We start from the raw sequence: 23,090 nt of genomic DNA, 5'->3' as shown, positions 1-23,090 counted from the left end.
CTTGTCCTTGAATTAAAATGGTTTTCCCTCTCTCAAACTAGGTACGCGCGGGAGCCCGAAAGCTTCGCGCCCCGCGGCCGAAAAAAGACAACCTGACGGTTGTGGCGGTGAAAACGGCGTGAAAATGAACGAAAAACAGCGCAAATTGATGCGGTTGCGCGCAAAATTAGCGATAAAATAGCGGTTTTTTCGCTTGTTTTAACCCGTGCTGCGCTCTGAGTTTTTTACAACCTGAGCGTGATATGTGCTGCGTCGTCAGTGCGCGCGGTCGTCTTGCCGTTTTTCGTCGCATTTTTCCGCCAATTCACATGATCGCGAGCAGCGCGCCCCATGTGTCGAACAGTCGGCGCATATCGTTAGCCAGCGGCGCGAAGGCCGCCGCCTCGTCGGAGCCGTCGGCGAGGCGTGAAGCGAAGTCATTGATCTGTGGCGCAGCGAAGCACAGGCGCAAGACTTCGGCGTTGCCCACGGCGACCTTCTGGCCGAGATGCATCCTTTTCTTGCGCAAGGCTCCGTGGATCGGGTCGGCGGGCAGGGGCGCGCCGGACTCAGACTTGCTGAAAATCGGAAGGATGGTTGGCGATCCGCTGGCGCTGTCGCGCGAGAGGCCGGGAGTGCGCGCGAGATTTCTTTCCGCCTCCTCGCCGAACAGGGCGACGGCGCGTTCGAATACTTCCGGCTTTTGCGCGCGGAAGAATTCGTATTCGGCGAGCGCCGCCTCCCAGCGCAGGCCGAGGCCCTGATTTGCGCGCGCGCCAAATGGCCCCGCGATTTTTTCGCGCAAGTACGGGGGCCAGTCGAAATAGGCGGTATGGACGGCGAGACCTTCCGGCCAGCAAATTTGCGGACGTTTCGCCAAGGCCCGCATCATGTCGGGGGGCAGCAGCAGGGCGCCGGAAAAGGCTGGGCCGCCGAGGAATTTCGAGCCCGAAATCATGACCATGAAACCGTTGGCGAGATCGGCGTGAATTGTTTCCGGCGAGCAACGCATTTGGCAGGCGTCCACCACCACCGAGATATTTTCGGGGAATTCGTCCCTCAGTCTTTTCGCTAGGTCGCGCGAAAAGCCGGCGAGGCCGGTTTTGGAGCAATCGAGCACATGCAGCAGCGCCCGCGCGCCTTGTGCGACGACGTTGCGGGCGAAACATTCGCCGATGGCGTCGATGTCTTCCTCCTGGCGGGGCGAGCCGGATTCGTCGCGAATCGACATGGTCGCGAGGAAGACCGACTCCGCCGACCAGCCCTCGACGATCTGGCCTTGCCTGGACAGGCCGAAAGGGGCCGAGTTCAAAAAATGCCTGCCGCCTGCGGCATAAGTTGCGCCGCGTCCGGTCTCGCCGGGGCCGACCAGCAGATTGAGGCATCGCTTTGGTTTGGCGCCATCGAGGGCTTGCGCGCAAAACAGAGCGACGTATTCGGCTTGCGTGCCGGATGCGCAGAACACGAGGTCGGCGCCGATAGGCGCCAGAGCCAAGAGAATCCTCTGCCGCAATCCGGCGAACCAATTTTCGGCGCCGGTCGCGGAAAAGGCCAGCGGCAGCGCGTCACCGGCGGCGGCCCATCCTCGCCTGGAAATCGCCGAGGCGGTGGAGGAGGCAAACCAGATTTCGTCCGTAGCCGGGCGGATTGGCGCACCGTAAGGATTGCGCCCGTCGGCGCTTAGCGCGATGCGCTCGTCGCCGCCGCTTGCCAGCGTCATCGCCAGCAGGGCTTCGCCTGACTGGCCCTTGAACAGTGAAGCCAAATCCCGTGAGAAAGGTTCGCGATGCCTTGAAGGTCGGGGCGGAAAAGCATGGGGCATGGCGCGTCCTGTTCGACCGATCGGGATCATACGGATTTTAAGTCGAATTTGAGCGAGCAAGCTTGCGCGCAACCGACGCAATCGTGGAAATCGAAATATTTAATTTTGTATTAGGAACGAATCGCTTATTCTTGCATTAGCGAGGAGCAGGCCGATGGCGTCACCTTCAAGTCGAAGTGCAATAGCCTCCCTCGCATATTACCCAGTCGTGTCGCTTATACCTCCCCCGTGCTTTCCGCCCTGAAGCGGAATGCGCGCCCATAGATTCATCCTTGAGGAGTCCGCGCGTGGGCAAGCAACTGGAACGTAAAAAGAGCCGAAATTCCCGTCAATACGTTGATCGTCAACACGGAGATGCAGAAATCATCGAGTTCAAAGGATCGAAATTCCAGAACGACCGTGTCCTGCCACCAATAAAAGCGCTCAATCCTAACCAGTCCCAGTATCTCGCCGCCCTGCGTTCCAGCCAGCAAATCGTCGTCCTTGGCCCCGCCGGCACGGGCAAAACGTGGATCGCCGCCACCTACGCCGCCGATCTCTATCGCAACGGCCGGATCGATAAAATCATCCTTACGCGCCCGAATGTTCCCTGTGGCCGTTCGCTCGGCTTTTTCCCCGGCTCGCTGGAGGACAAGTTCGCACCATGGGCGGTGCCGATCGTTGACGCGATCAAGGAACGCATCGGCGCCGGCCCCTATGAGATCGCGCTGAAACGCGGTGATATCGAGATGGTGCCCTTCGAGGTCATGCGCGGGCGTTCATGGAAAAACGCCTTCATCCTGCTAGACGAGGCGCAGAACACCAGCGTCGCCGAGATCAAGACTTTTCTCACCCGCGTCGGCGAGAATTGCATCAGCGTGGTCAACGGCGACATCAACCAGTCCGACATTCAGCAGGCCTCTGGCCTCGGCCGGATGATCGAATTGATCCGCTCGCACGGACTGCCGGTTCCGGTGATCGAGTTTAGCATCGAGGATATCGTGCGCTCCGGCATCTGCGCCATGTGGGTGCGGGCGTTCGAAGGCGACAGCGCGCATTGTTGATCCATAAAAGGCGCGCGCCGTCGCGCGCGCCTTTTATCGGCGCGGTCTCGCGATAACTCAAGATAGCCAGGTCACCTTGCCGGTCTTGATGTCGTTCATGGCGGCGGCGATCTTGAGCTCTCCCGTTTCGACCAGTTCCTTGATGATGGGACTGCGCCTGGTCAGGCTGGCGGCCGTGAGCCGGGCATTGGCTTCGGCCACTTTCTGCACCAGCGGATAGTTGTGCGAGTCGCGAGGGCCATCCTCCGGCGTGATCGTCGCCAGCGCCGGCTGGAAATTCTCCAGAAGCGCGGTGATGTTGCCGAGTTGCACGCCGTCGATCGCGCTTTTGATCGCGCCGCAGGAACTATGGCCGAGAACGACGATCGCCTTGGAGCCCGCCACCTTGGTCGCATATTCCAGGCTGCCGATAATATCGATATCAACGATATTGCCGGCGACCCGCGCGCAGAAAATGTCGCCGATGCCCTGGTCGAAAACCAGTTCCGGCGGCACGCGCGAATCGATGCAGCCGACAATGGCCGCGAAAGGAGCCTGGCCGGAGGCAGTTTCCTTGAGCTGGGCGGCAAGATTGCAATGGATCGAATTGCCGGCCAGCAGTCTGTCATTGCCCTGCCTTAGCCGTTCCAGGGCTTCCGCCGGCGTGGTCTTTTTTTGGCGATCCGGTGTGAAAACGGCGCATTCCATCTGCGCATGAACGGCAGTCGCGGCGAAGGTTCCGGCCGCAGCCAGGCATCCGCAGAACAATCGGCGTGAAATCATCTCGGCCTCCAGTTCGCATGTTTCGCGCCTCGTCTGTCGCGCGCACGGCAAATTTGCTCGGATCGGCGCCGGAAGGCAATCCCGAAGGCGACTTTGTTTTTCGGGAAAAGACGGGCAATATCCCGCCGCCGCAAGAACAGCTCCACAGGGGTGGGGCAGCGCCGAAAGCCGGGCCTGCGCGAACCGGAAGACCATCGGGCGTGGCGCGCCGGTGTTGAAAGGAAATGCTCTCGATGAGCCGTCTCGTCTATGTGTTGAACGGTCCCAATCTCAACCTGCTTGGCCAGCGCGAGCCGCACATCTATGGCGCCGAGACGCTTGCCGACATCGAGCGCGCCTGCACGGCGCTTGCCGCTGAACTCAAGCTCGAACTGCGCTTCTGCCAGAGCAACCGCGAATATGAAATGATCGACTGGATTCACGAGGCGCGCGGCATAGCCGGCGGGCTGGCTATCAACCCGGCCGCTTTGACCCACACCTCCGTGGCGCTGCTCGACGCCTTGAATGCTTTCGAGCCGCCGGTGATCGAGGTCCACATTTCCAACATCCACAAACGCGAGGAATTCCGGCATCATTCCTTCGTGTCGAAACGCGCCGACGGCGTCATCATTGGCTGCGGCGCTCAGGGCTACGAGTTGGCGCTTCGCCGCCTGGCGAAGCTGATCGACAACAAAGGTTGAGTCCCTTGCTGGGCGCGGCGCCGCGGCCGAAACTGCTAAAATACCTGTTCGGTCTTCACATCCTGAACGGCTTCGCAGTCGCGGTCGGGGTCTTCGCCGTGGCGCTGGCGGTCGGCCGAGCCGCTGGTTTCCAAGAGGGCATGGCGGCGGCCCTGGGCGCGCTCTGCGTCAGCATTGGCGACACGCCGTCGCCCTTCGCCGCCAAGGTGCGGATATTGCCGCTCGCTTGGATCTGCACGGTGCTCGCCTCGCTGGCGACGGCAATGGCGATCGGCCATCCGCTGCTGGAGGGGACAGTGATCGTGACGGTCGGCATCGGCGCCGGCCTGTTGCTGGCGTGGGGTCGCTGGGCGATCCCGCTGAGCGTGCTGGTGATGCTGGCGATGGTCTTCACCCTCGGCGCTCCGCCGGCCGATCTCGAAGGGCGCCTGCATGAAGTGGTCCTGTTCGCGCTCGGCGGCGCGCTTTACATCCCAGTCGGACTGGCGCTGACAGCGCTGCTCGACGCCTCGGGGCGACGCCTGACGCTGGCAGAGGTGCTGCGCGAATTCGCCGCCTATCTACGCAGCGTCGCCGGCTTCTATCGTGAAAATCCCGACCAGACCGCGCTCTACCTGCAAGTGCTGGAGCAGCAGGCGGCTTTCGCCGACCATTTGCAGGCGGCTCGCGCGCTGATCGCCGGCGCCGGCGACCGGCCTTCCGCCTTGCGCCTAACCGCCGGTCTGGTCGTCCTGCTCGAAGCCTTCGACGGCGTGGTCGCGGCCCATGCCGATCAGGCACCCTTGCGTCTCGCCGCCGCCAAAAACAGCCGTCTCGCCGCCCTGGTCGCCGAACTGCTGATGCAACTTGCGGCTGAGCTTGAAAGCATGGCGCTCGACCTGACCATGGGCCGGAAAAAACTCTGCTTTCCCGACCACCAGGGGACGCTCGATCTTTTCGCCGAGGAAATCGCGGGGATCGCCGCTGATCCCGCCGCCGATCCGCAATTGCTGCGCGCCGCGCGGCTGACGCGCGCACGCTTTTCCTGGGTGGTCTCGCATCTCGCCCGTTTGCCGTTGGTTCTAACTCGCCGGGACAAGGCGCGACAGGCTCTGGCGGGCGTGGACCTGCGCAAATTCGTGCCGCCCATGCGGGTGTCGCTCGACGTCCTGCGCCGCGAAATCCGCTGGTCGTCGCCGATCTTCCGCCATGCCGTCCGGCTCGGCCTCGCTCTGGGCAGTGGCTATTTGCTGATACTCTTCGTGCCGGCCCTCCGCCACGGCAACTGGATATTGCTCACCATCGCCGTGATCATGCGCGCCAGCTACAGTGTTACCCGTCAGCGGCGCAACGACCGCCTTGTGGGGTCGATTCTCGGCTGCGGCATAGCCGGCGTCCTGCTCTGGACCGGCTCGCCGTATCTGCTTTACGCCGTCCAGCTCGCCGCCATCGGCATCGCCCACGCCTATGTGCGCGTCGATTACCGCATCACCTCGACGGCGGCGACGGTAATGGCGTTGCTGGCCTTGCACCTCATCGATCCGGTCTATTCCGCGCCGGTCCTGGCGCGGCTGGTCGATACCTTGATTGGTGTCGCCATTGCCTTCCTGTTCAACCTGATCCTGCCGCAATGGGAGCGGCATGGCGCGCCGGCGGTCGCGCGCAGTTTCGTCGCCAATCTCGCGCTTTACGCCGACCGGGCGCTGCGTTTCGAGGTTCCGGAACTGGAATATCGGCTGGCGCGCAAGAACCTGATCGAGGCCATGGCGGCCTTGAGCGAATCGGCGACGCGGATGCGCGGCGAACCGACGAAGGCGCGGGCGCTCTGGGCGGATTACGGCAAGCTCATCGCCAGCGCCTATACGACGGCGGCGCAGATCGTCACCGTGCGCCTGCTCATTCGCAGCCGGCGCGATGAACTCGATGCGGCCGCTTGCGAAAAACTGCTCGACGAGACGCGGCGCGCGGTCCTCGCCGAATTGGATCTCGCCGCGCCGAACCCAGACATTTCCTGGGCCTCCGGAGAGAAAATGGGGGTGACCGCATTCTCGGCCCTTCGCCAGCGCTGCGCCGAGGTTTTGCGCGAGGCGGTGCGTCTGAGGCAAATCGCAACCGAAAATCTGGCGCGAGCGTGACGCGCGCGGAGGCGCTCGCTATAATCCGGCGGAAGAAAGCTTAAGGCCTTGTCCGACGAGAAGAATCTCCGCATCGTCATCGTCGACCCAAATCCATTGCGCACCGCGATTCTCCGCGACGGCTTGCGCGAGGGCGGGTACGAGCAAGTGATCGTCGTCGACAGCTTTCTCGATCTCGAAGGACGCCTGCAGGCCATTGACGCCGACATCGTTCTGATCGATCTCGAAAACCCCAATCGCGACGTGCTGGAGCAGATGATCCGCGTCAGCGGCGCCAACGCGCGGCCCGTCGCCATGTTCGCCGACAGTTCCGACGCGGCGATGATCAACGCCGCCATCGACGCCGGCGTTTCGGCTTACGTAGTCGACGGGCTGAAAAAAGAGCGGGTAAAAAATATCGTGGATCTGACGGTCTCGCGCTTCAACGCCTTTTCGCGGTTACGCGAGGAACTGGCCGTCGCGCAGAGCCAGCTCGCCGACCGGAAGGTCATCGACCAGGCCAAGGCGCTGGTGATGAAGGCGAAGAATATTTCCGAGGATCATGCCTATGCGATGATGCGCAAGGTGGCGATGAACGAGGGCAAGAAAATCGCCGAAATCGCCCGCTCCATCCTCACCGCCGCGGAGCTTTTGAAATGACCCGGGTTTTGCGCATTTCCTACATGCCGCTCACCGACGCCGGGCTGCTGTTCGTCGCCGCCACCAAAAAATTCGACCGCGAGGAGGGTCTGGTTTTCGAGTTGCGGCCGGAAGCCTCCTGGGCCAATCTACGCGACAAGCTGGCGCTCGGCATTTGCGACGCCGCCCATATGCTGGCGCCTGCCGTGGTCGCCTCCGCGCTTGGGCTCGATGGCTTCCCGACGCCAATGATCGGCGCCGTGGCCCTGGGGCTCGACGGCAACGCCATTTCCGTTTCGCCCGCTCTGGCGGCGGTTTTTCGCGAAAAAATTTCCCGAGAAAACGTTTCGGGAGACTTGAGCGATCCGCTTTTCACGGCGCGAGCGCTGTCGGAAATCGTCGCCGAGCGCAAAATCCAGAACCTGCCGCCCTTGCGTTTCGCCCATGTCTTTCCCTTTTCGAGTCATCATTATCAATTGCTTCTCTGGCTCGCCGCTGGAAAGATCGATCCCGGCGCCGTGCGGTTGATGGTGACGCCGCCGCCCTTGATGGAGCAGAGCATAGCGGGCGGTTACATCGACGGTTTCTGCGTCGGCGAGCCTTGGAACACACTGGCGCAACAGGCGGGCGAGGCGGAAATTCTGCATCCCAGCCGCGCGTTGGCGCGCGATTGTCCGGAAAAGGTGCTGGCTTTTCCGCGAGAAGCGGCGCGGATCGAGCCGGAACTGGCGCGCGCCGCCGCCCGCGCCGTGCGCCGCGCCGCAGTCTGGGGCGAGGCGCCCGAAAACCGCGCCGAATTCTGCGCCATTATTGCGCAAAATATCGGTTCCGGACTGACGGCGGAGATGGTGGCGCGTTCGCTTGGCGAGGACGGCAGATCCGCGCCCTGGCTTAGGCTCGATTCCGAGGCCACGGCGCTTTCGGGAGACCAGGCGCTGTTTCTCTATATGCTGATGGTCGCGGCGGGACATGCGGTCGCGTCGGAGCAGCAAGCCGAATGCGCCCGGCTGGCGTTCTGGCCGCTCGACGGAGCCCCGCCTACGCCCTCGTTGCCGCTTTTCGGCGACGCGACCTTCGATCCCGAACATTGGCGCGAGATGCTCGACGTTTTGACCGTCCCAAGGGATGATTAAAAAACAGGCTGAATGTTTTTTAAGCGTTATCTCCGATTTTTGGGCGCCCGGCGCCAAAACCTGCGTCAAAACGCTTACCGCCCGGAAGGCTGGAAAATATATAAAATATTTAAAAAACAACATGATATTGCGTCGCAATAAAATTGGCGCGGCTTTTGCTCCATTGGCCACAGGTCAATGACGACCCCGACCATCGGTTCGCGAAAACCAACGACGGTTTTTGCTTGAGGCCATCCGGCGCCCATCTGAGGTGGGCACGGAGATTCGGGCGTCGTTACCCCAATTCTGCCTCAAGATCGACCTTTGCGCCGGGCCGTCCCCATTCAAGGTGGCGCCATGGAACAGGAAGTATTCTCAGCGCGAGAGCGGGAGCATATTCACGAGAACAGGCGTCAAGACGCCGAACGGCTGGTAGTGATCGGTAACGGTATGGCAGCCGGGCGCGCCATGGAAGAATTCTTCGCCAAGAACCATCCGCCGATGAGCGTGACCGTGTTCGGCGCCGAGCCGCGCGTAAACTACAACCGCATCATGCTTTCGCCCGTCCTGTCGGGGGAAAAGGCTTTCGAAGACATCATCATTCACGACGAGGCCTGGTACGCCAAACATGGCGTGACCCTGCGGCGCGGCGAGGCGATCGTGGCCATCGACCGCGAGGCGCGGGCGGTCGAGACCGCCGCCGGAGAAAAGCTCCCCTACGACAAGTTGGTGATCGCCACGGGATCGCAGCCTTTCGTCATTCCGGTTCCCGGCGCCAATCTGAAAGGTGTTGTCACTTTTCGCGATCTCGACGATGTCGCCTTGATGCATGAAGCCGCGGAAAAGGGCGGCCACGCCGTGGTCATCGGCGGCGGCCTGCTCGGGCTTGAAGCGGCGGCCGGTCTCTCGCTCAAGGGCATGAAAGTTTCGGTCGTCCATCTGATGGCGACGCTGATGGAGCGCCAGCTCGATCCCAACGCCGGCTATCTCTTGCAAAAAGCCATTACCGAGCGCGGTATCGAAGTGCTTGTCGCCGCCAATACCGAGGCGATCCTGGGCGAGAACTGCGTCACCGGCGTCAAGCTGAAGGACGGGCGCGTGTTGCCCGCCGATCTCGTGGTCATGGCGGTTGGAATCCGTCCCAATGCGGCTTTGGCCAAGGCCGCCGGCCTCGAATGCAATCGCGGCGTGCTGGTCGACGATTTTCTGCGCACCAGCGACGAGCACATTTTCGCACTGGGCGAATGCGTCGAACATCGCGGCCAATGCTATGGCCTGGTGGCGCCGCTCTATGACATGGCGAAAATACTGGCGAGCGAACTGGCCGGCGAAGCGACCGGCGGCTTCATTCCCTCGGTGTCGTCGACCAAGTTGAAGGTCACCGGCATCGACCTGTTTTCCGCCGGCGATTTTTCCGACGACGACGAAAACAACGAGGTCGTGCTGCGCGATCCCTCGCGCGGAATCTACAAGCGCGTCATCCTGCGCGACAATAAAATCGTCGGTACTGTGCTCTACGGCGACACCGCCGACGGCGCTTGGTATTTCGACCTGCTGAAAAAGAGCGAAGACGTCGGCGCGATGCGCGACACTTTGATCTTCGGGCAGGCCTATCAGGGAGGGTCCCCCCTGGACCCTACGGCGGCCGTTGCAGCCTTGCCGGATGACGCGGAAATATGCGGCTGCAACGGCGTTTGCAAGGGCGCCATCGTCACGGCGATTCAATCCAGTGGACTGACCACGCTCGAAGACGTGCGCACGAAAACCAAGGCTTCGGCCTCCTGCGGACAATGCGCGGGCAAGGTCGAACTGCTGCTGGCGGCGACGCTCGGCGAGAGCTATCAGGCTTCCGGCCGCCGGCCGATGTGCAAATGCACCGATCTGACCCATGAGGAAGTACGCGGTTTCATCAAGTCGAAACAGCTCAAGTCGCAACCGGCGGTGACGCAGGAGCTCGGCTGGAAGACTTCCGGCGGCTGTCCCACCTGCCGTCCTGCGCTGAATTATTATCTGCTTTGTGACTGGCCTTACGACTACAAGGACGACTACCAATCGCGCTTCGTCAATGAGCGCGTCCACGCCAATATCCAGAAGGACGGCACGTTCTCGGTGGTGCCGCGCATGTGGGGCGGCGTGACCACGCCGGACGAATTGCGCGCCATCGCCGATGTCGTCGATCGTTTCAAGATCCCGACCGTAAAAGTCACCGGCGGCCAGCGCATCGATCTGCTCGGCGTCAAAAAGCAGGACCTGCCCGCCGTCTGGGCGCAGCTCAATGCGGCGGGAATGGTTTCCGGCTTCGCCTACGCCAAGGGCCTGCGCACGGTGAAGACCTGCGTCGGGACCGACTGGTGCCGTTTCGGCACGCAGGATTCGACCGGCCTCGGAATCAAGATGGAGAAGTTGTTGTGCGGATCGTGGACGCCGGCGAAAGTCAAGCTCGCCGTCTCCGGCTGCCCGCGCAATTGCGCCGAGGCGACGGTCAAGGACATCGGCGTGATCTGCACCGATTCCGGATACGACCTTCACGTCGCCGGCGCGGCGGGCCTGCATGTGCGCGCCACCGATTTGTTGGGCCATGTCGACAGTGAAGAGGCGGCGCTCGAACACGTCGCCGCGATCATGCAGATGTATCGCGAGGAAGCCGCTTATCTCGACCGCCTTTGGAAATGGGTGGAGAAGTCCGGTCTGGAGCGCCTGCGCGCCGCGATCATGGACGATCACGACAATCGCAAGGCCCTTTACGAGCGCTTCCTGATTTCGCAGCGCGTCGCGCGCCGCGATCCCTGGGCCGAACGCGCCGCCGGCAAGGACATGCATGAATTCATGCCGCTCGCCGTGCTGTCGCCGGCGCTTCCTCTCGCCGCCGAGTGAAAGGTTTTTCGATGGAAGAGAACAAGACCTATTGGTTCGATGTCGGGCCGGTCAGCGCGATACCCCTGCGCGGCGCCCGCACGGTGAAAACGCCGCGTCGCGAGATCGCGGTGTTCCGCACCGCCAGCAACGATGTTTTCGCTTTGGAGAACAGATGTCCGCACAAGGGCGGACCGCTGAGCGAGGGCATCGTCCACGGCCACAAGGTCGCCTGTCCGCTGCATAATCTGATCATCGACCTGGAAACCGGCATGGCGGCCGGCGACGCGGGCTGCGCGCGCAAATTTCCGGTCAAGATCGAGCGCGGACACGTCTATCTCGACATGGGCGTGGCGGCGTCGGCGTGAGGATGACGATGCGGGGCGAAACCGATGAGTGAAACGGTCAATACCACCTGTCCCTATTGCGGCGTTGGTTGCGGCGTCAGCGCCGAAATCGACGGCGACGACGTAAGCGTATCCGGGGACAAAAGCCATCCCGCCAATTTCGGCCGCCTCTGCGTCAAGGGCTCGGCGCTGGCGCAAGTGCTCGCCCATGAGGAGCGGCTGCTCTGTCCGCAAATCGACGGCGCGTGCGCCAGTTGGGACGAGGCGCTCGATCTGGTGGCGAAAAATCTTGGCGAAGCAATCGCCGAACACGGCCCGGATTCCATCGCGCTCTATGTCTCCGGCCAATTGCTCACCGAGGATTATTACGTCGCCAACAAGCTGATGAAAGGCTTTGTCGGCTCGGCCAATATCGACACCAATTCGCGGCTGTGCATGTCCTCATCGGTCGCCGGATACAAGCGCGCCTTCGGCTCGGATACAGTGCCTGGCGTCTATGAGGATCTGGAGGAAGCCGATCTCGTCGTGCTGGTCGGCTCAAATCTCGCGTGGTGCCACCCGATCCTTTATCAGCGCTTGGCGGCGGCGCGCCAAAAACGCGGGGGCCTGCCGAAAGTCGTCAATATCGACCCGCGCCGCACGGCGACCAGCGAGATCGCCGACCTGCATCTGTCGCTGGCGCCGGGCTCGGATATCGCGCTGTTCAATGGGCTGTTGCACGAATTGCAAAAGGCTGGACGACGCGACAGGAAATTCGTCGCCAATCACACGCAAGGCGTGGACGAGGCGCTCGCCGTCGCCAAAAAATGGAGCGAAGAAAAAGTGGCCGCGCAAACCGGCCTGCCGCTTAAGGACTTGCGAAAATTTTACGATCTGGTGGTCGGCAACGACAAGACCGTCACCCTCTATTCGCAGGGCGTCAACCAGTCCTCTGCCGGGACCGACAAGGTCAACGCTATCGTCAACACCCATCTGCTGACCGGGCGTATCGGCAAGCCCGGCTGCGGTCCTTTTTCCGTCACCGGCCAGCCCAACGCCATGGGCGGACGCGAAGTCGGCGGCCTCGCCAACATGCTCGCAGCGCATATGGAATTGGGCAATGAAGCGCATCGCGCCGTGGTGAAAAAATTCTGGAACGCGCCACGTCTTGCGAGCCAGCCCGGCCTCAAGGCGGTCGAACTTTTTCAGGCGATCCACGACGGGCGCATCAAGGCGGTGTGGATCATCGGCACCAATCCGGTCGACAGTTTGCCGGACGCCGATTTCGTCCGCGCGGCCTTGCAAAAATGCCCCTTCGTCGTGGTCTCCGACGTCGTGGAAAAAACCGACACGACGGCTTTCGCAGATGTGCTGTTGCCAGCGCAGGCCTGGGGCGAAAAGGATGGCACGGTTACCAATTCCGAACGCCGCATTTCGCGCCAGCGCGGCTTTCGCTGCGGCCCGGGTGAGGCCCGCGCCGATTGGCAGGCGATCTGCGACGTCGCCAAGCGCATGGGCTTTGGGGAAGCCTTTTCCTTCGACGGACCGGCTGCGATTTTCCGCGAACACGCAGGCCTTTCGGGCTCTGAGAATGAGGGAACGCGCGATTTCGATATTTCGGCTTTCGCTGGCGTCAGTGACGTGGATTATGACGCGCTGGCGCCATTCCAGTGGCCCTGTCCCGCCGGCGCGGCGACGGAAGTAAAGTCGAAGCGCTTTTTCGCGGACGGCAAATTCTTCACCCAAAGCGGCCGCGCAAATTTCATCGCCGCCAGCTTTCATGGCGTCGCCGCGAAGACAGATGCGAGCAAGCCTTACCTGCTCAATACCGGGCGCGTGCGCGATCAATGGCACACGATGACGCGCACCGGTCGGGCGCAAAATCTGTCGCAGCATATTGCCGAACCATACGCTGAATTGCACCCGCTCGACGCGGCAAAGCTCGGCGTCGATGCGGCGGGATTGGTGCGTTTGAGCAATAAGCGCGGGTCTGTGATTCTTCGCGCGCAAATTACGGAAAGACAGAGGCGCGGCTGCGTTTTCGCACCGATCCACTGGACCGATCAGTTCGCCGCGCAGGCGCGGGTTGGCGCGCTCATCGCGCCGGTGGTCGACCCCATCTCGGGCCAGCCGGAAAGCAAGGCGACGCCGGTCGCGATTAAGCCTCTCTATCCCGCCTTTTACGCCTTTGCGCTGACGCGAAAAAAGCCGGAAAGCCTCGACTGCGATTATTGGGCTCTGGCGCGGATCGAAGGCGGCTGGCGGATCGAGCTGGCGCGCATGAAGGCCTTGGCCGATTGGGACTTGTTCGCGCGGAAAATCTTCGGTCTCGACGCTGCGGAGGATTGCGACATGATCGCGATGCGCGACGACAAAACCGGGGCCTATCGCTGCGTTGCAGTTCGCGGAGGCGAAATTGTCGGCGCGATTTTCATCGACCGCGCGCCGGTCGCCGCCTCCCGCGCCTGGCTGTGCGAGCAATTTACGCACAGCGAAGCGATTCCTCTGGCTTTGCTCGCCGGGCGTCCGCCGCGCACTTGTCGCGATCCCGGCCGAAAGATCTGCGTCTGCCTGAACGTCGGCGCCAACATCATTCTCGACGCCATCGCCGAGAAGAACCTCAGCAGCGCCGACGCGGTCGGCGCCGCGACGGGGGCTGGAACCGGCTGCGGCTCCTGCAGGCCTGAAATCGAACGCCTGCTGAACGATCCCGCGCTCGCCGCGAGCCAAAATTCGAGCTTTGTAAAAAGGGTGAACGAATGAAACTTTCCGACCTCAAGCAATCCGGCCATTGGCCGACCCTGCTCTCGGCCTTTCTCTATTTCGACATCAGCTTCATGGCCTGGGTCTCGCTCGGTCCGTTGATGGTCTATATCGCCAAAGAGATGAATATTCCGATCGAGCAGAAGCTTACTCTCGTCGCCATTCCCGTTCTTTCAGGCGCCATTCTGCGCATTCCAATGGGCATTCTCGCCGACACGATCGGGTCCAAACTAACGGGAACTTTGGCGCAGATCGTGATGACGCTCAGTTGCGCCTATGTGTTCTGGTTCGGCCTGAGCGGACCCGGCGCAGTGGCGGTTTTCGGCGCCGTTCTCGGCCTTGGCGGCGCCTCCTTCGCCGTTGCCTTGCCGCAGGCCAGCCGCTGGTATCCGCCTCATCTCCAGGGCGTCGTCATGGGCATAGCGGGCGCAGGCAACATGGGCGTGGTGCTCGACACGCTTTTCGCTCCCGCCATCGCCGAACATTTCGGCTGGCAGGGTGTTTACGCCGCGCTGCTGGTCCCGATGGTCCTTATCCTGGCTTTCTATATTTTCGCGGCGAAGGACGCGCCCGGATCGGTCAAGCGGATTGGACTCAAGGATTACGGCAAGCTCCTGCTCGACTCCGACAGCCGCTGGTTCATGTTCTTCTACTTCATCACCTTTGGCGGCTTCGTCGGCCTCGCCTCAGCCTTGCCGCTCTATTTTACCTCGCATTTCCACGTCACGCCGGTGGCGTCGGGATTGATGGTGTCGCTGATCGTGTTTTTCGGCTCGACGTTTCGCCCGGTGGGCGGCGCCATCGCCGACCGGGTTGGGGGCATCAAGTCGCTGACCGTCATGTTCCTGGTGGTCGCGGCCTGCTATCTCGCAATTTCGCAACTGCCTGAAGGCGTTGGGAGGGCAGGGGGCGCGGGCTGGATGTTGACCGAACTGCCGGCCGAAGGCTGGCTCGCGGTGGCTCTTTTCTCGCTCGGCACGCTCTGCCTCGGCATGGGCAATGGCGCGGTGTTCCAATTGCTGCCGCAGCGCTTTCGCGGCGAAGTCGGCGTCATGACGGGTCTCGTCGGCTTCGCCGGCGGCCTCGGCGGGTTCTTCCTCGCCAAGGCTCTGGCGACGTCCAAGGGCATGACCGGTGGTTTTGCAGCGGGCTTTCTGTTCTTCAGCGTGCTGGCTCTGCTCGGCGTCGCCGGATTGACCTTCGTTAAACATCGCTGGCGCACTACCTGGGGCGCGGTTTCGGGCGCGCGTATTTGATATGTTGAGGCGCGCTTTGCGCGTCTCGACAAAAAGACGTTAAATTCGAGAAAGTCATTGCAAGAGCGAAGCGACGCGGCGATCCAGTGGCTTCATCCTGCAGTTACCGGATTGCTTCGCTCGGCTCACAATGAGGGCGTTCATTTTTTCGGAACCCGCATTCCATGTCCCGTCTCGACCGTCACGACCATGATCTGCGCTTCGAGATCGGCTTCGCGACGGAATGCGGACGGCGGCCGGACAATCAGGATTACGCCGCCGCACGCATCGGCCGGCCGCGCCTCGATGCGCGCCGCGACGCCGTCGCCGCCGTGGCCGATGGAGTTGGCGGCGGCAAAGGCGGCCGCGAGGCCGCCGAACTGGCCGTCCGCTGCTTTTTCGACGGTTTTTTCGGCCTGCCCGGTTCGCTTGGCGTCCAGCAGGCGGCCGCCCGTTCGCTCGACGCCGTCAACGCCTGGATCGTCGCGCAAAGCCGTGTCGATCCCCAGCTTGCCGGCATGGCGACGACTTTCACCGCCTTGATCCTGTCCGGTCGCGCCGGCCATTGCGTGCATATTGGCGACTCGAGGCTTTATCGTTTCCGCGAGGGCGCGCTGGAGCAGTTAACAGAAGACCATGTGATAGGGCGCGGCGATTTCAAGAATATACTGCGCCGCGCCGTCGGCTTGGAACACGCCTTGCGCATCGATCACGCGGAATTTTCGTTGCGTCCGCACGAAACTTTTTTGCTCTGCACCGACGGCGTGCACGGCGCACTCAGCGACGCCCGGTTGCGGGAAATTCTCGGGTTCCGCGAATCGCCCGACGCGCTGGCGCAAAAAATCGTCGAGGCGGCGATCACGGCGGGAAGCGCCGACAATTCGACGGCGATGATCGTCGAAATTCTCGACACGCCGCCGATGGTCGAACGGGAAATCCGCGATCATTTCGGCGAATTGCCGATTGTCGCCGCGCCCGAGATCGGAAATTTGATCGACGATTACCGCATTGATTCCCTGCTCGCCGAAGGGCGCTACAGCCGGCTGATGCGGGCGCACGATCTGCGCGGCGGAGGCGAGGTCGTGATCAAATTTCCACAGCCGCGCGTGGCGGCGGACAAGGTATTCCGTCGCGCCTTCATCAACGAGGCCTTTGTCGCCAGCCGCGTGCGCAGCCCGTGGATCGGCGAGGTGATCGAACAACAGCCGGAACGCCAGACGCGCCTCTATTCGGTCATGCCTTTTTATGACGGAGAGACACTGGAGCAGCGGCTGCAAAAGGCGCCCTGCGTAAGCTTGCAGGAGGGTGCGCAACTCGCCACGCGGCTTGCCCGCGCCATCGCCGTGCTCCATCGCGCCGGAATCATCCACCGTGACATCAAACCGGACAATGTGCTGCTACTCAAGGGCGGTGGCTTGCGGCTGATCGACCTTGGCGTGGCGCGTTTGCCGCAGATCGAGGACTTTCCCCCGGAGGACATTCCCGGCACCCCGTCCTATATGGCGCCCGAGCTTTTCTCCGGCGCCGGCGGCGATGAAATGTCCGATCTTTTTGCGCTCGGCGTGACCGTTTTTCGCCTTTTTACCCGCGCCTGGCCCTATGGCGAGATCGAGCCGTTCTCGAAGCCGCGTTTCGGCGCTCCGGCCTCGTTGACGGCTCTGCGGCCCGATCTGCCGGCCTGGCTGGAAGCGGCGGTCGCCAAGGCGATCGATGTCGATCCGGCCAAACGCTATGGCGACGTGCTGGAGCTCGCCTTCGAGATCGAACTTGGCGCCCGGTCCGGCTCCCCCGCGGCGCCTCGGAAAATCGCATTTTATCAGAAAAATCCACTATTGTTCTGGCAGGGATTTTCTGCGCTGCTGGCGTTCCTGCTGGCGTGGGCGCTGCTGCGGCGCTGACAGCCTCCGTCATTGCCGAATGGCGCGATCCAGATTGAGCGCCTTGGCGAACAAGCTTTCCGAGGCAGCGTCGATCCGCGCCGAAGCCAGATCGATGCCATCCAGCTTCGCGCCGGCGAGATTTGCGCCGTGAAAATCGGCGCCTGCCGCGTCGGCGTGCGAAAGATCGGCGCCGGAAAAGTCAGCGTCGTTCAATTGCGCGAATTCGATGTCGACGCGCGAAAAATCGGAATGCGAAAAATTGGCGCCGCGCAGGTCGGTCGAACGCATGATCGCGTGCATCAGGCCCATGGACTGGTTTTTCATATCGGCCGATCCGTCCGCGCCGGACAGATTGGCGCCGACCAGACTCGCGCCGGAAAGATCGCCGGCAATGCGCGCGCCGGAGAGATTGCTGCGATCCATTTTCGCGCGCAACAATTGGGCGCCGAAAAGATGCGCGCCGCTGAGATTGGCTTCGGTGAAATCGGCCCCCAGCGCCCAGGCCTGGTCGAGCAGCGCGCCTTGCAGGTTGGCCCCCGCCAGATTGGCGTGATTGAGGCGGGCGCTGCGAAGATTGGCGCCGGATAGATCGAGTTTCGAGAGGTCGAGCCCGTTCAAGCTCTTGCTGGACAGGTCGAGCGCCTGTCCAGGCTGGCGCTTGCTGATCATGGCCTCGACGTCGGCGCGCGAAATTTCGGCCGAGGTGAATGCCGGCGAGGTCAAATCAAGCCCTCGAATCATGTCCTGCGCGGAACTCGGCCAGACCGGGCTGAGAACCATTAAAGCCACGAAAAGTCGAGCCACAAGCGTCATGTCCGGCTCCGCTTCGAGGATGGGTTTGGAACGTTTTTCGATCCGACTGAATTAATTGAGTTCCCTTGCGCGAACTTTCGCTCGTCCGCTAACGCCTTTATACACGTTATTGTTGCGCCGGTCTCGCAATTGGAGCGATCTCATGCCGCGCCTCTCCGCCAAGGATTTTCACCCGGAAGTCCTGCGACTGTTCGACCAATATGTGCACGGACTGATCCCCAGGCGGGGCTTCCTGCAAGCGGCATCCGCCTATGCCGTCGCCGGCGTCAGCGCGGCGGAGCTTCTGGAGATGCTGTCGCCGCGTTTCGCCGAGGCGCAGAGGGTCAGCCCCAGCGATACGCGTCTGGTCGCGCAAAAAGTCGAAATCCAATCGCCGCGAGGCTCAGGCGTTTTGCGCGGTGTCCTTGCGCAACCGGCGCCCGGCGGCTGGCAGGGCAAGGAAACACGAGCAAAAGTGCTGGTGATCCACGAAAATCGTGGACTGAACCCGCATATCGAGGATATCGCGCGCCGCCTCGCACTCGACGGATTCATCGCTCTTGCGCCTGACGCGCTGACGCCGCTCGGGGGCTATCCCGGCGACGAGGATCGCGCGCGCGAATTGTTCGGGCAACTCGACCAGAATAAATGCCTGGAAGATTTCATCGCAGCGGCGCGCCATCTGCAAAGCTTGCCTGACGGCAATGGCAAGCTTGGCGCTGTCGGTTTTTGCTATGGCGGCGGCATTGTAAACACTCTGGCCGAACGCCTGCCCGATCTTGACGCCGGCGTCGCGTTTTATGGCGTCGCGCCGGACCTTGCCAAGGTCGCCGACATCAAGGCGCAATTGCAATTGCATTTCGCCGGCGACGACGCGCGGGTCAACGCCACCTGGCCGCCCTATGAAGCGGCGCTCAAGGCGGCAGGCGTTCGCTATGAGGCCTTCGTCTATCCAGGCGTGCAGCACGGCTTCAACAATGACACGACGCCGCGCTTCGACGAGGCCGCCGCCAAACTGGCCTGGGAGCGGACCATTGGCTTTTTCAACCGCACTTTGCGCGGTTGAGGCGCCTTGCGTCAGAAGACCGCGCCCAGACAAAGAAGCAGCGCGAACAGGGCCTGACATTGTGCGGTCTGCGCGAGAATCAGATTGAAACCCGGCCCCGGCGGCTCATGGAAGAAGCCCCGGATCAGCCATAAAGACAAGGGCGCCGCCGCCAGCGCCACGAGCGTATATTGCGAAGGAAGCAGCGCGTCGAGGGGGAGCAGCAACGAGAAGGGCGCGAGCATCAGTGCGGCATAAAGCGCCGCGCTTCCCTGCGGTCCCAGCAGGATGGCGAGGGTGCGCCGTCCGTTGCGGGCGTCTTCGACTCGGTCGCGATGATTGTTGACCAGCAGTACCGCCGCCGCGAACAGGCCGAGCGCCAGGCCGGCGACGATGGGCGCCAAAAAGGCGGCGTGGCCGGGCCGCTCGACGGCTAGCCAATAGGTCCCGCAAGTCGCGCCGAGGCCAAAAAAGGCAATGACGAAAATCTCGCCGAACGGGGTGGCGGAAATGGGTCTTGGGCCGCTGGAATAAAGCCAGCCGCAGAGGATCGAGAGCAGGCCCAGGGTCAGGATCGGCCAGCCGCCCAAAAAAACCAGATAGAGGCCTCCGAGCGCCGCTCCGGCAAAACAGGCGGCGGCGCCTCTTTCGACGCTCGCGGCGGCGAGAAGGCCGGCGGCGGTGACGCGTTTCGGTCCGATCCGTTCGGGGCCGTCCGCGCCGCGCAAAGAATCGGCGGCGTCATTGTGCAGGTTGGTCCCAATCTGGATCAGCGCCGAGGCCAGAAGCGCGACGACAACCGCGCTCCAGCGCAGGCCGCCGTGTTCGGAAAAGGCCAGCGCGGCGCCGACCGCGACCGGCGCCAGCGACAACGTCAGGGTGCGCGGGCGGCAGGCCAGCAGCCAGATCTTCCAACGCTCCATCAAATTACGCTTCATCCTTCATCACGCCAATACGGCGGCGACGAGCGCGCCTAGAACGACGACCAGCCAGGGCGGCGTCTGCCAATAGCTCAGCAGCAGGAAGGCGACCAGCCCGATGCCGAAATCCTTCGACGAAAAAATCGCGCTGGTCCAGACCGGAGTATAGAGCGCGCCGAGCAGCAGCCCGACCACGGCGGCGTTGACGCCCTTCAGCGCCGATTGCACGTCGGGACGCTGGCGCAAGCCGTCCCAGAACGGCAAGGCGGCGACCAGCAGCAGGAACGAAGGAAGATAAATGGCGACAAGGCAGAACACGCCGCCGAAAACGCCGTTCGGCGGCGACCTCATCGCCGTTCCCAGAAATGCAGCGAAAGTGAACAGCGGACCGGGAACCGCCTGCGCCGCGCCATAGCCGGCGAGAAAGCTATCGTTGTCGACCCACCCCGGCGGGACCACCACCTGTTGCAGCAGCGGCAAAACGACATGGCCGCCGCCGAAAACCAACGAGCCCGAGCGGAAGAAGCTGGCGAATACCGCCAATGCATGGTTTGAGATAGCGCTCGCCAGCAGCGGCAGCCCCAGCAGCAAGGCGAGGAAAATCGCGGCCGCCAATGCCGCATGGGCGCGCCGTGCCGGCAGGGCCAGGGGGCTGTGGCGCACATCGACGACGGCGGGGAGAAACAGCCTGCCGAAAATTCCGCCGGCGATGATGGCGCCGATCTGGCCATACGCCGATGGGACGGCAAGGGTCAGAAGCGTAGCGGCGATGGCGAGACTGGCCCGCTCACGGTCTGGGCAGAGGTTTCTCGCCATGCCCCATACCGCCTGAGCCACCACGGCGACGGCGACGATCTTGAGCCCGTGTAGCCAGGCGAGATGGGAAAGGTCGCCGAGGCCGGCTATTCCGTAAGCGAAAAGGATGAGCGCGAGGGCCGAGGGCAAAGTGAAAGCCGCCCATGAAACCAGGCCGCCAATGAACCCGGCGCGCAAAAAACCCAGCACGATGCCGGTTTGGCTGCTCGCCGGTCCGGGCAGGAACTGGCATAGAGCGACGATATCGGCGTAGGCCTTTTCGTCGAGCCATCGGCGGCGCTGGACGAATTCGGCGCGAAAATAGGAAAGATGCGCTATCGGGCCGCCGAAACTGGTGAGACCGAGCTTGAGAAAGGCCCAGAACACTTCGGCGACGCGGGAGCGAAGCTTGACGGGGGCTGCGTCGAATTCGGCGCTCATCTTTTGCCTCCGCAACTAGGGCTCGTCGGGCTTCGGGCGCCGGGACAGGATAGGGTCGTGAACCCCCGCTGTGAAGTGGCGGACGCCTGGTTTTACGCTTGTGGCGTTTCTGTCAAATGACTGTCATCGATCATTCTATACGTTGGTGCTATTTTAGTTGCATGAATATTTCGAAAATGTGCTCCGATTCCCGCCGGGCTTGGTTCGCCTTCGCGGCTTGCGTAAAGCCGGGGCGGGGACTAGTCTGCCGCATGTCAATCGGCGCCAGCGCCGCAGAATTGGCAACCGGCGCTCTGCGCCGAAAGTGGGAAACTCGCCATGAAGTCTCTGATTCAATTGGGATTGGCTCTGGGTATGATCGTTGGAACCATGGCTGTGACCATGGAAGACGCCAATGCGGTGGTTTGCGCGCGTGGCGTTTACCGCGCCGGTTGCGCTGGCCCGCGCGGCGCCGTCGGCGTCCGTCGTGCGCCGGTCGTTCGCGGTCCCGTCGTCGTTCGCCGCCGCGTCTGGTAAAGTCGGATAAGCGCGCTGCCTCCGCTTGCTTCGCCGCCAGCGAGGGGCGGCGCGCCCCGATCGGCGTTTGACCTCGAAGTCTTTTATCAAGGGCGGATAAAACCGTCCGTCAGAAAAGTGGCGTTATGGAAAGCACTACTCAGCCGGCGCCGGCGGCGATGACGCTCGTCGAGAAGGCAAAGCGTGAAATGGTCCGCTACCTGGCCATTTCAGCTTATCTCTCTGTCTGTCTTGGCGCGCTGATCCTCTATAAATCGGCAATTCTTCAAGCCGAAGGCATTTCCTACACCCATTTCGGCCTGGCAGTGGTCAAAGCGCTAATCCTCGGCAAGTTCATACTGCTCGCGGAAACATTCAAATTCGGCGAAAGGGCGAAAGCTGGCCGGGTGGCCTACCAAATCCTGATCAAATCGCTGATGTTCGCCCTGCTTCTGCTCGTCCTATCCTTCATCGAAGAAGTAATCGTCGGGCTAGTTCATGGACATAAGGCCCTGGATGTCGCCGTGACTTTCGCCGGCGGGACGCTGCCGCAAGTCTTCGCGACAACCCTGTTGATGGTGCTGATCATGATTCCCTATTTTGCTTTCGGCGAGATTTCCGCCAGCATGGGGGAAGGCGAGCTCATGCGCTTGCTCACCGAGATTCGCCCGCGCGAAAACAGCGGCGCCTGATCGGGCTATCACAAGCTTGCAAACGCCGACTGTCGGCGACCGCGGAAAATGCAGCGGCGTAGATCGTTGCGCGCGCTTTATCCGTGTGCGAGAAGGCGGCGCCCGTTTTTCGCAAAGCACTGCGAAATTCACGTGTCTCAAGTCTTCGGCGATTCAATCGATTCGACTCGGGATCGACAGCGCAGCAAAAAGGCGTCTCACCGTGCAAAGTCCGAAACTGCGTGTACGCAGCCTTTTCTGCGCCTTGCTGGTTTTGCTGCTGGCCGCCTGGGCGCCCGCCTGCCTCGCGGAAAGCGCTGCGACCTCGGCCCTGAACAGCGACAAAGGAGTGCTGTCGGCCAAGGCGCCGGTGGGTTATGTCGGTTCCTCCGCCTGCGTTTCCTGCCATCCCTCCGAGAGCAAGGCCTGGTCCGCCTCACAACATTCCAAGTCCATGTCGGTGGCGACGCCGGCGACGGTGCGCGCCGACTTCGCCGGCCAGAAGATCGAAAATGCCGGCTCCCACGGCCGTTTTTTCCGCGAGGACGGCCAGTTCAAGGTCGAGACCGAAGGCGCCGACGGCAAGCTCGAGACTTTTACGGTCAGCCACACTTTCGGCCTCGAACCTTTGCAGCAGTATCTCGTGACTTTCTCCGACGGGCGGGTGCAGGTGCTGCCCTGGGCCTGGGATACGCGACCGAAAGAGGAGGGCGGCCAGCGCTGGTTCCACGTCTATGGCGACCA

Annotated in this window: 19 protein-coding genes; 14 read left to right on the top strand and 5 right to left on the bottom strand. The window is 62.4% G+C overall.

Annotated features, from left to right (window positions below; all coding sequences use genetic code 11):
* Positions 1–304: 304 nt before the first annotated feature.
* Positions 305–1,744 (bottom strand): hypothetical protein, encoded by a 1,440-nt coding sequence (locus ACLP2E_RS22320; RefSeq protein ID WP_442467167.1) that lies wholly within the window; start codon positions 1,742–1,744, stop codon positions 305–307.
* A 422-nt stretch (positions 1,745–2,166) separates the two neighbouring features.
* On the opposite strand from ACLP2E_RS22320, the gene ACLP2E_RS22315 reads away from it, so the two are divergent.
* Complete coding sequence (locus tag ACLP2E_RS22315; protein WP_442467168.1) at positions 2,167–2,844, top strand: PhoH family protein; 678 nt, start codon at positions 2,167–2,169, stop codon at positions 2,842–2,844.
* A gap of 57 nt (positions 2,845–2,901) precedes the next feature.
* Here the strand turns inward: ACLP2E_RS22315 and ACLP2E_RS22310 are convergent, their stop codons facing one another.
* Entirely contained in the window at positions 2,902–3,606 is a 705-nt protein-coding gene (locus ACLP2E_RS22310; protein WP_442464780.1) for a carbonic anhydrase, read from the bottom strand.
* Positions 3,607–3,839: 233 nt separating this feature from the next.
* Here ACLP2E_RS22310 and aroQ point away from each other — a divergent pair, with 233 nt between their 5' ends.
* The 9 genes from aroQ to ACLP2E_RS22265 all read left to right on the top strand — a co-directional run bounded on the left by aroQ (position 3,840) and on the right by ACLP2E_RS22265 (position 17,205).
* Positions 3,840–4,286, top strand: coding sequence for a type II 3-dehydroquinate dehydratase (gene aroQ, locus ACLP2E_RS22305; RefSeq protein ID WP_442462160.1), 447 nt, complete (start codon positions 3,840–3,842; stop codon positions 4,284–4,286).
* Complete coding sequence (locus tag ACLP2E_RS22300; protein WP_442462161.1) at positions 4,283–6,400, top strand: FUSC family membrane protein; 2,118 nt, start codon at positions 4,283–4,285, stop codon at positions 6,398–6,400. The genes aroQ and ACLP2E_RS22300 overlap by 4 nt, the downstream gene beginning before the upstream one ends.
* A 48-nt stretch (positions 6,401–6,448) precedes the next feature.
* Positions 6,449–7,039, top strand: a complete 591-nt coding sequence (locus ACLP2E_RS22295) for an ANTAR domain-containing response regulator (protein ID WP_442462162.1) — start codon at positions 6,449–6,451, stop codon at positions 7,037–7,039.
* Positions 7,036–8,151, top strand: coding sequence for a CmpA/NrtA family ABC transporter substrate-binding protein (locus ACLP2E_RS22290; RefSeq protein ID WP_442462163.1), 1,116 nt, complete (start codon positions 7,036–7,038; stop codon positions 8,149–8,151). Before ACLP2E_RS22295 ends, ACLP2E_RS22290 begins: the two co-directional genes overlap by 4 nt.
* 336 nt (positions 8,152–8,487) lie before the next feature.
* The gene (gene nirB / locus ACLP2E_RS22285) at positions 8,488–11,004 is read left to right on the top strand and encodes a nitrite reductase large subunit NirB (RefSeq protein WP_442467166.1); all 2,517 of its coding nucleotides are present in this window, start codon (positions 8,488–8,490) and stop codon (positions 11,002–11,004) included.
* Between the two features lie 11 nt (positions 11,005–11,015).
* Positions 11,016–11,351, top strand: coding sequence for a nitrite reductase small subunit NirD (gene nirD / locus ACLP2E_RS22280; RefSeq protein ID WP_442462165.1), 336 nt, complete (start codon positions 11,016–11,018; stop codon positions 11,349–11,351).
* A 24-nt stretch (positions 11,352–11,375) separates the two neighbouring features.
* Positions 11,376–14,072, top strand: a complete 2,697-nt coding sequence (locus ACLP2E_RS22275; protein ID WP_442467165.1) for a molybdopterin-dependent oxidoreductase — start codon at positions 11,376–11,378, stop codon at positions 14,070–14,072.
* On the top strand, positions 14,069–15,328 hold the full coding sequence (locus ACLP2E_RS22270; protein WP_442462167.1) for an MFS transporter: 1,260 nt from the start codon (positions 14,069–14,071) through the stop codon (positions 15,326–15,328). The genes ACLP2E_RS22275 and ACLP2E_RS22270 overlap by 4 nt, the downstream gene beginning before the upstream one ends.
* A gap of 164 nt (positions 15,329–15,492) precedes the next feature.
* Positions 15,493–17,205: a bifunctional protein-serine/threonine kinase/phosphatase gene (locus tag ACLP2E_RS22265; protein WP_442467164.1), complete on the top strand. Its 1,713-nt coding sequence runs from the start codon at positions 15,493–15,495 to the stop codon at positions 17,203–17,205.
* 9 nt (positions 17,206–17,214) lie between these two features.
* Here the strand turns inward: ACLP2E_RS22265 and ACLP2E_RS22260 are convergent, their stop codons facing one another.
* Positions 17,215–18,000 (bottom strand): pentapeptide repeat-containing protein, encoded by a 786-nt coding sequence (locus ACLP2E_RS22260; protein ID WP_442462169.1) that lies wholly within the window; start codon positions 17,998–18,000, stop codon positions 17,215–17,217.
* Between the two features lie 142 nt (positions 18,001–18,142).
* On the opposite strand from ACLP2E_RS22260, the gene ACLP2E_RS22255 reads away from it, so the two are divergent.
* Positions 18,143–19,045, top strand: a complete 903-nt coding sequence (locus ACLP2E_RS22255) for a dienelactone hydrolase family protein (RefSeq protein ID WP_442467163.1) — start codon at positions 18,143–18,145, stop codon at positions 19,043–19,045.
* An 11-nt stretch (positions 19,046–19,056) separates the two neighbouring features.
* Here the strand turns inward: ACLP2E_RS22255 and menA are convergent, their stop codons facing one another.
* The gene (gene menA / locus ACLP2E_RS22250) at positions 19,057–19,962 is read right to left on the bottom strand and encodes a 1,4-dihydroxy-2-naphthoate octaprenyltransferase (protein ID WP_442462171.1); all 906 of its coding nucleotides are present in this window, start codon (positions 19,960–19,962) and stop codon (positions 19,057–19,059) included.
* A 6-nt stretch (positions 19,963–19,968) separates the two neighbouring features.
* Positions 19,969–21,180: a chromate efflux transporter gene (gene chrA / locus ACLP2E_RS22245; RefSeq protein WP_442467162.1), complete on the bottom strand. Its 1,212-nt coding sequence runs from the start codon at positions 21,178–21,180 to the stop codon at positions 19,969–19,971.
* A gap of 318 nt (positions 21,181–21,498) precedes the next feature.
* On the opposite strand from chrA, the gene ACLP2E_RS22240 reads away from it, so the two are divergent.
* The 3 genes from ACLP2E_RS22240 to ACLP2E_RS22230 form a co-directional block, all read left to right on the top strand.
* Positions 21,499–21,696: a hypothetical protein gene (locus ACLP2E_RS22240; RefSeq protein ID WP_442462198.1), complete on the top strand. Its 198-nt coding sequence runs from the start codon at positions 21,499–21,501 to the stop codon at positions 21,694–21,696.
* Positions 21,697–21,821: 125 nt separating this feature from the next.
* Complete coding sequence (locus ACLP2E_RS22235) at positions 21,822–22,367, top strand: hypothetical protein (RefSeq protein ID WP_442462173.1); 546 nt, start codon at positions 21,822–21,824, stop codon at positions 22,365–22,367.
* Between the two features lie 202 nt (positions 22,368–22,569).
* Positions 22,570–23,090, top strand: a 521-nt coding sequence (locus ACLP2E_RS22230) for a multiheme c-type cytochrome (protein ID WP_442467161.1), incomplete at its 3' end; no start/stop codon positions are given.

Origin of the sequence: Rhodoblastus sp. (assembly GCF_052145335.1) — a bacterium.
GTDB lineage: Bacteria > Pseudomonadota > Alphaproteobacteria > Rhizobiales > Beijerinckiaceae > Rhodoblastus.
The sequence above is the reverse complement of the archived record's forward strand: the minus strand, read 5'-3'. Positions and strand labels throughout refer to the sequence as shown.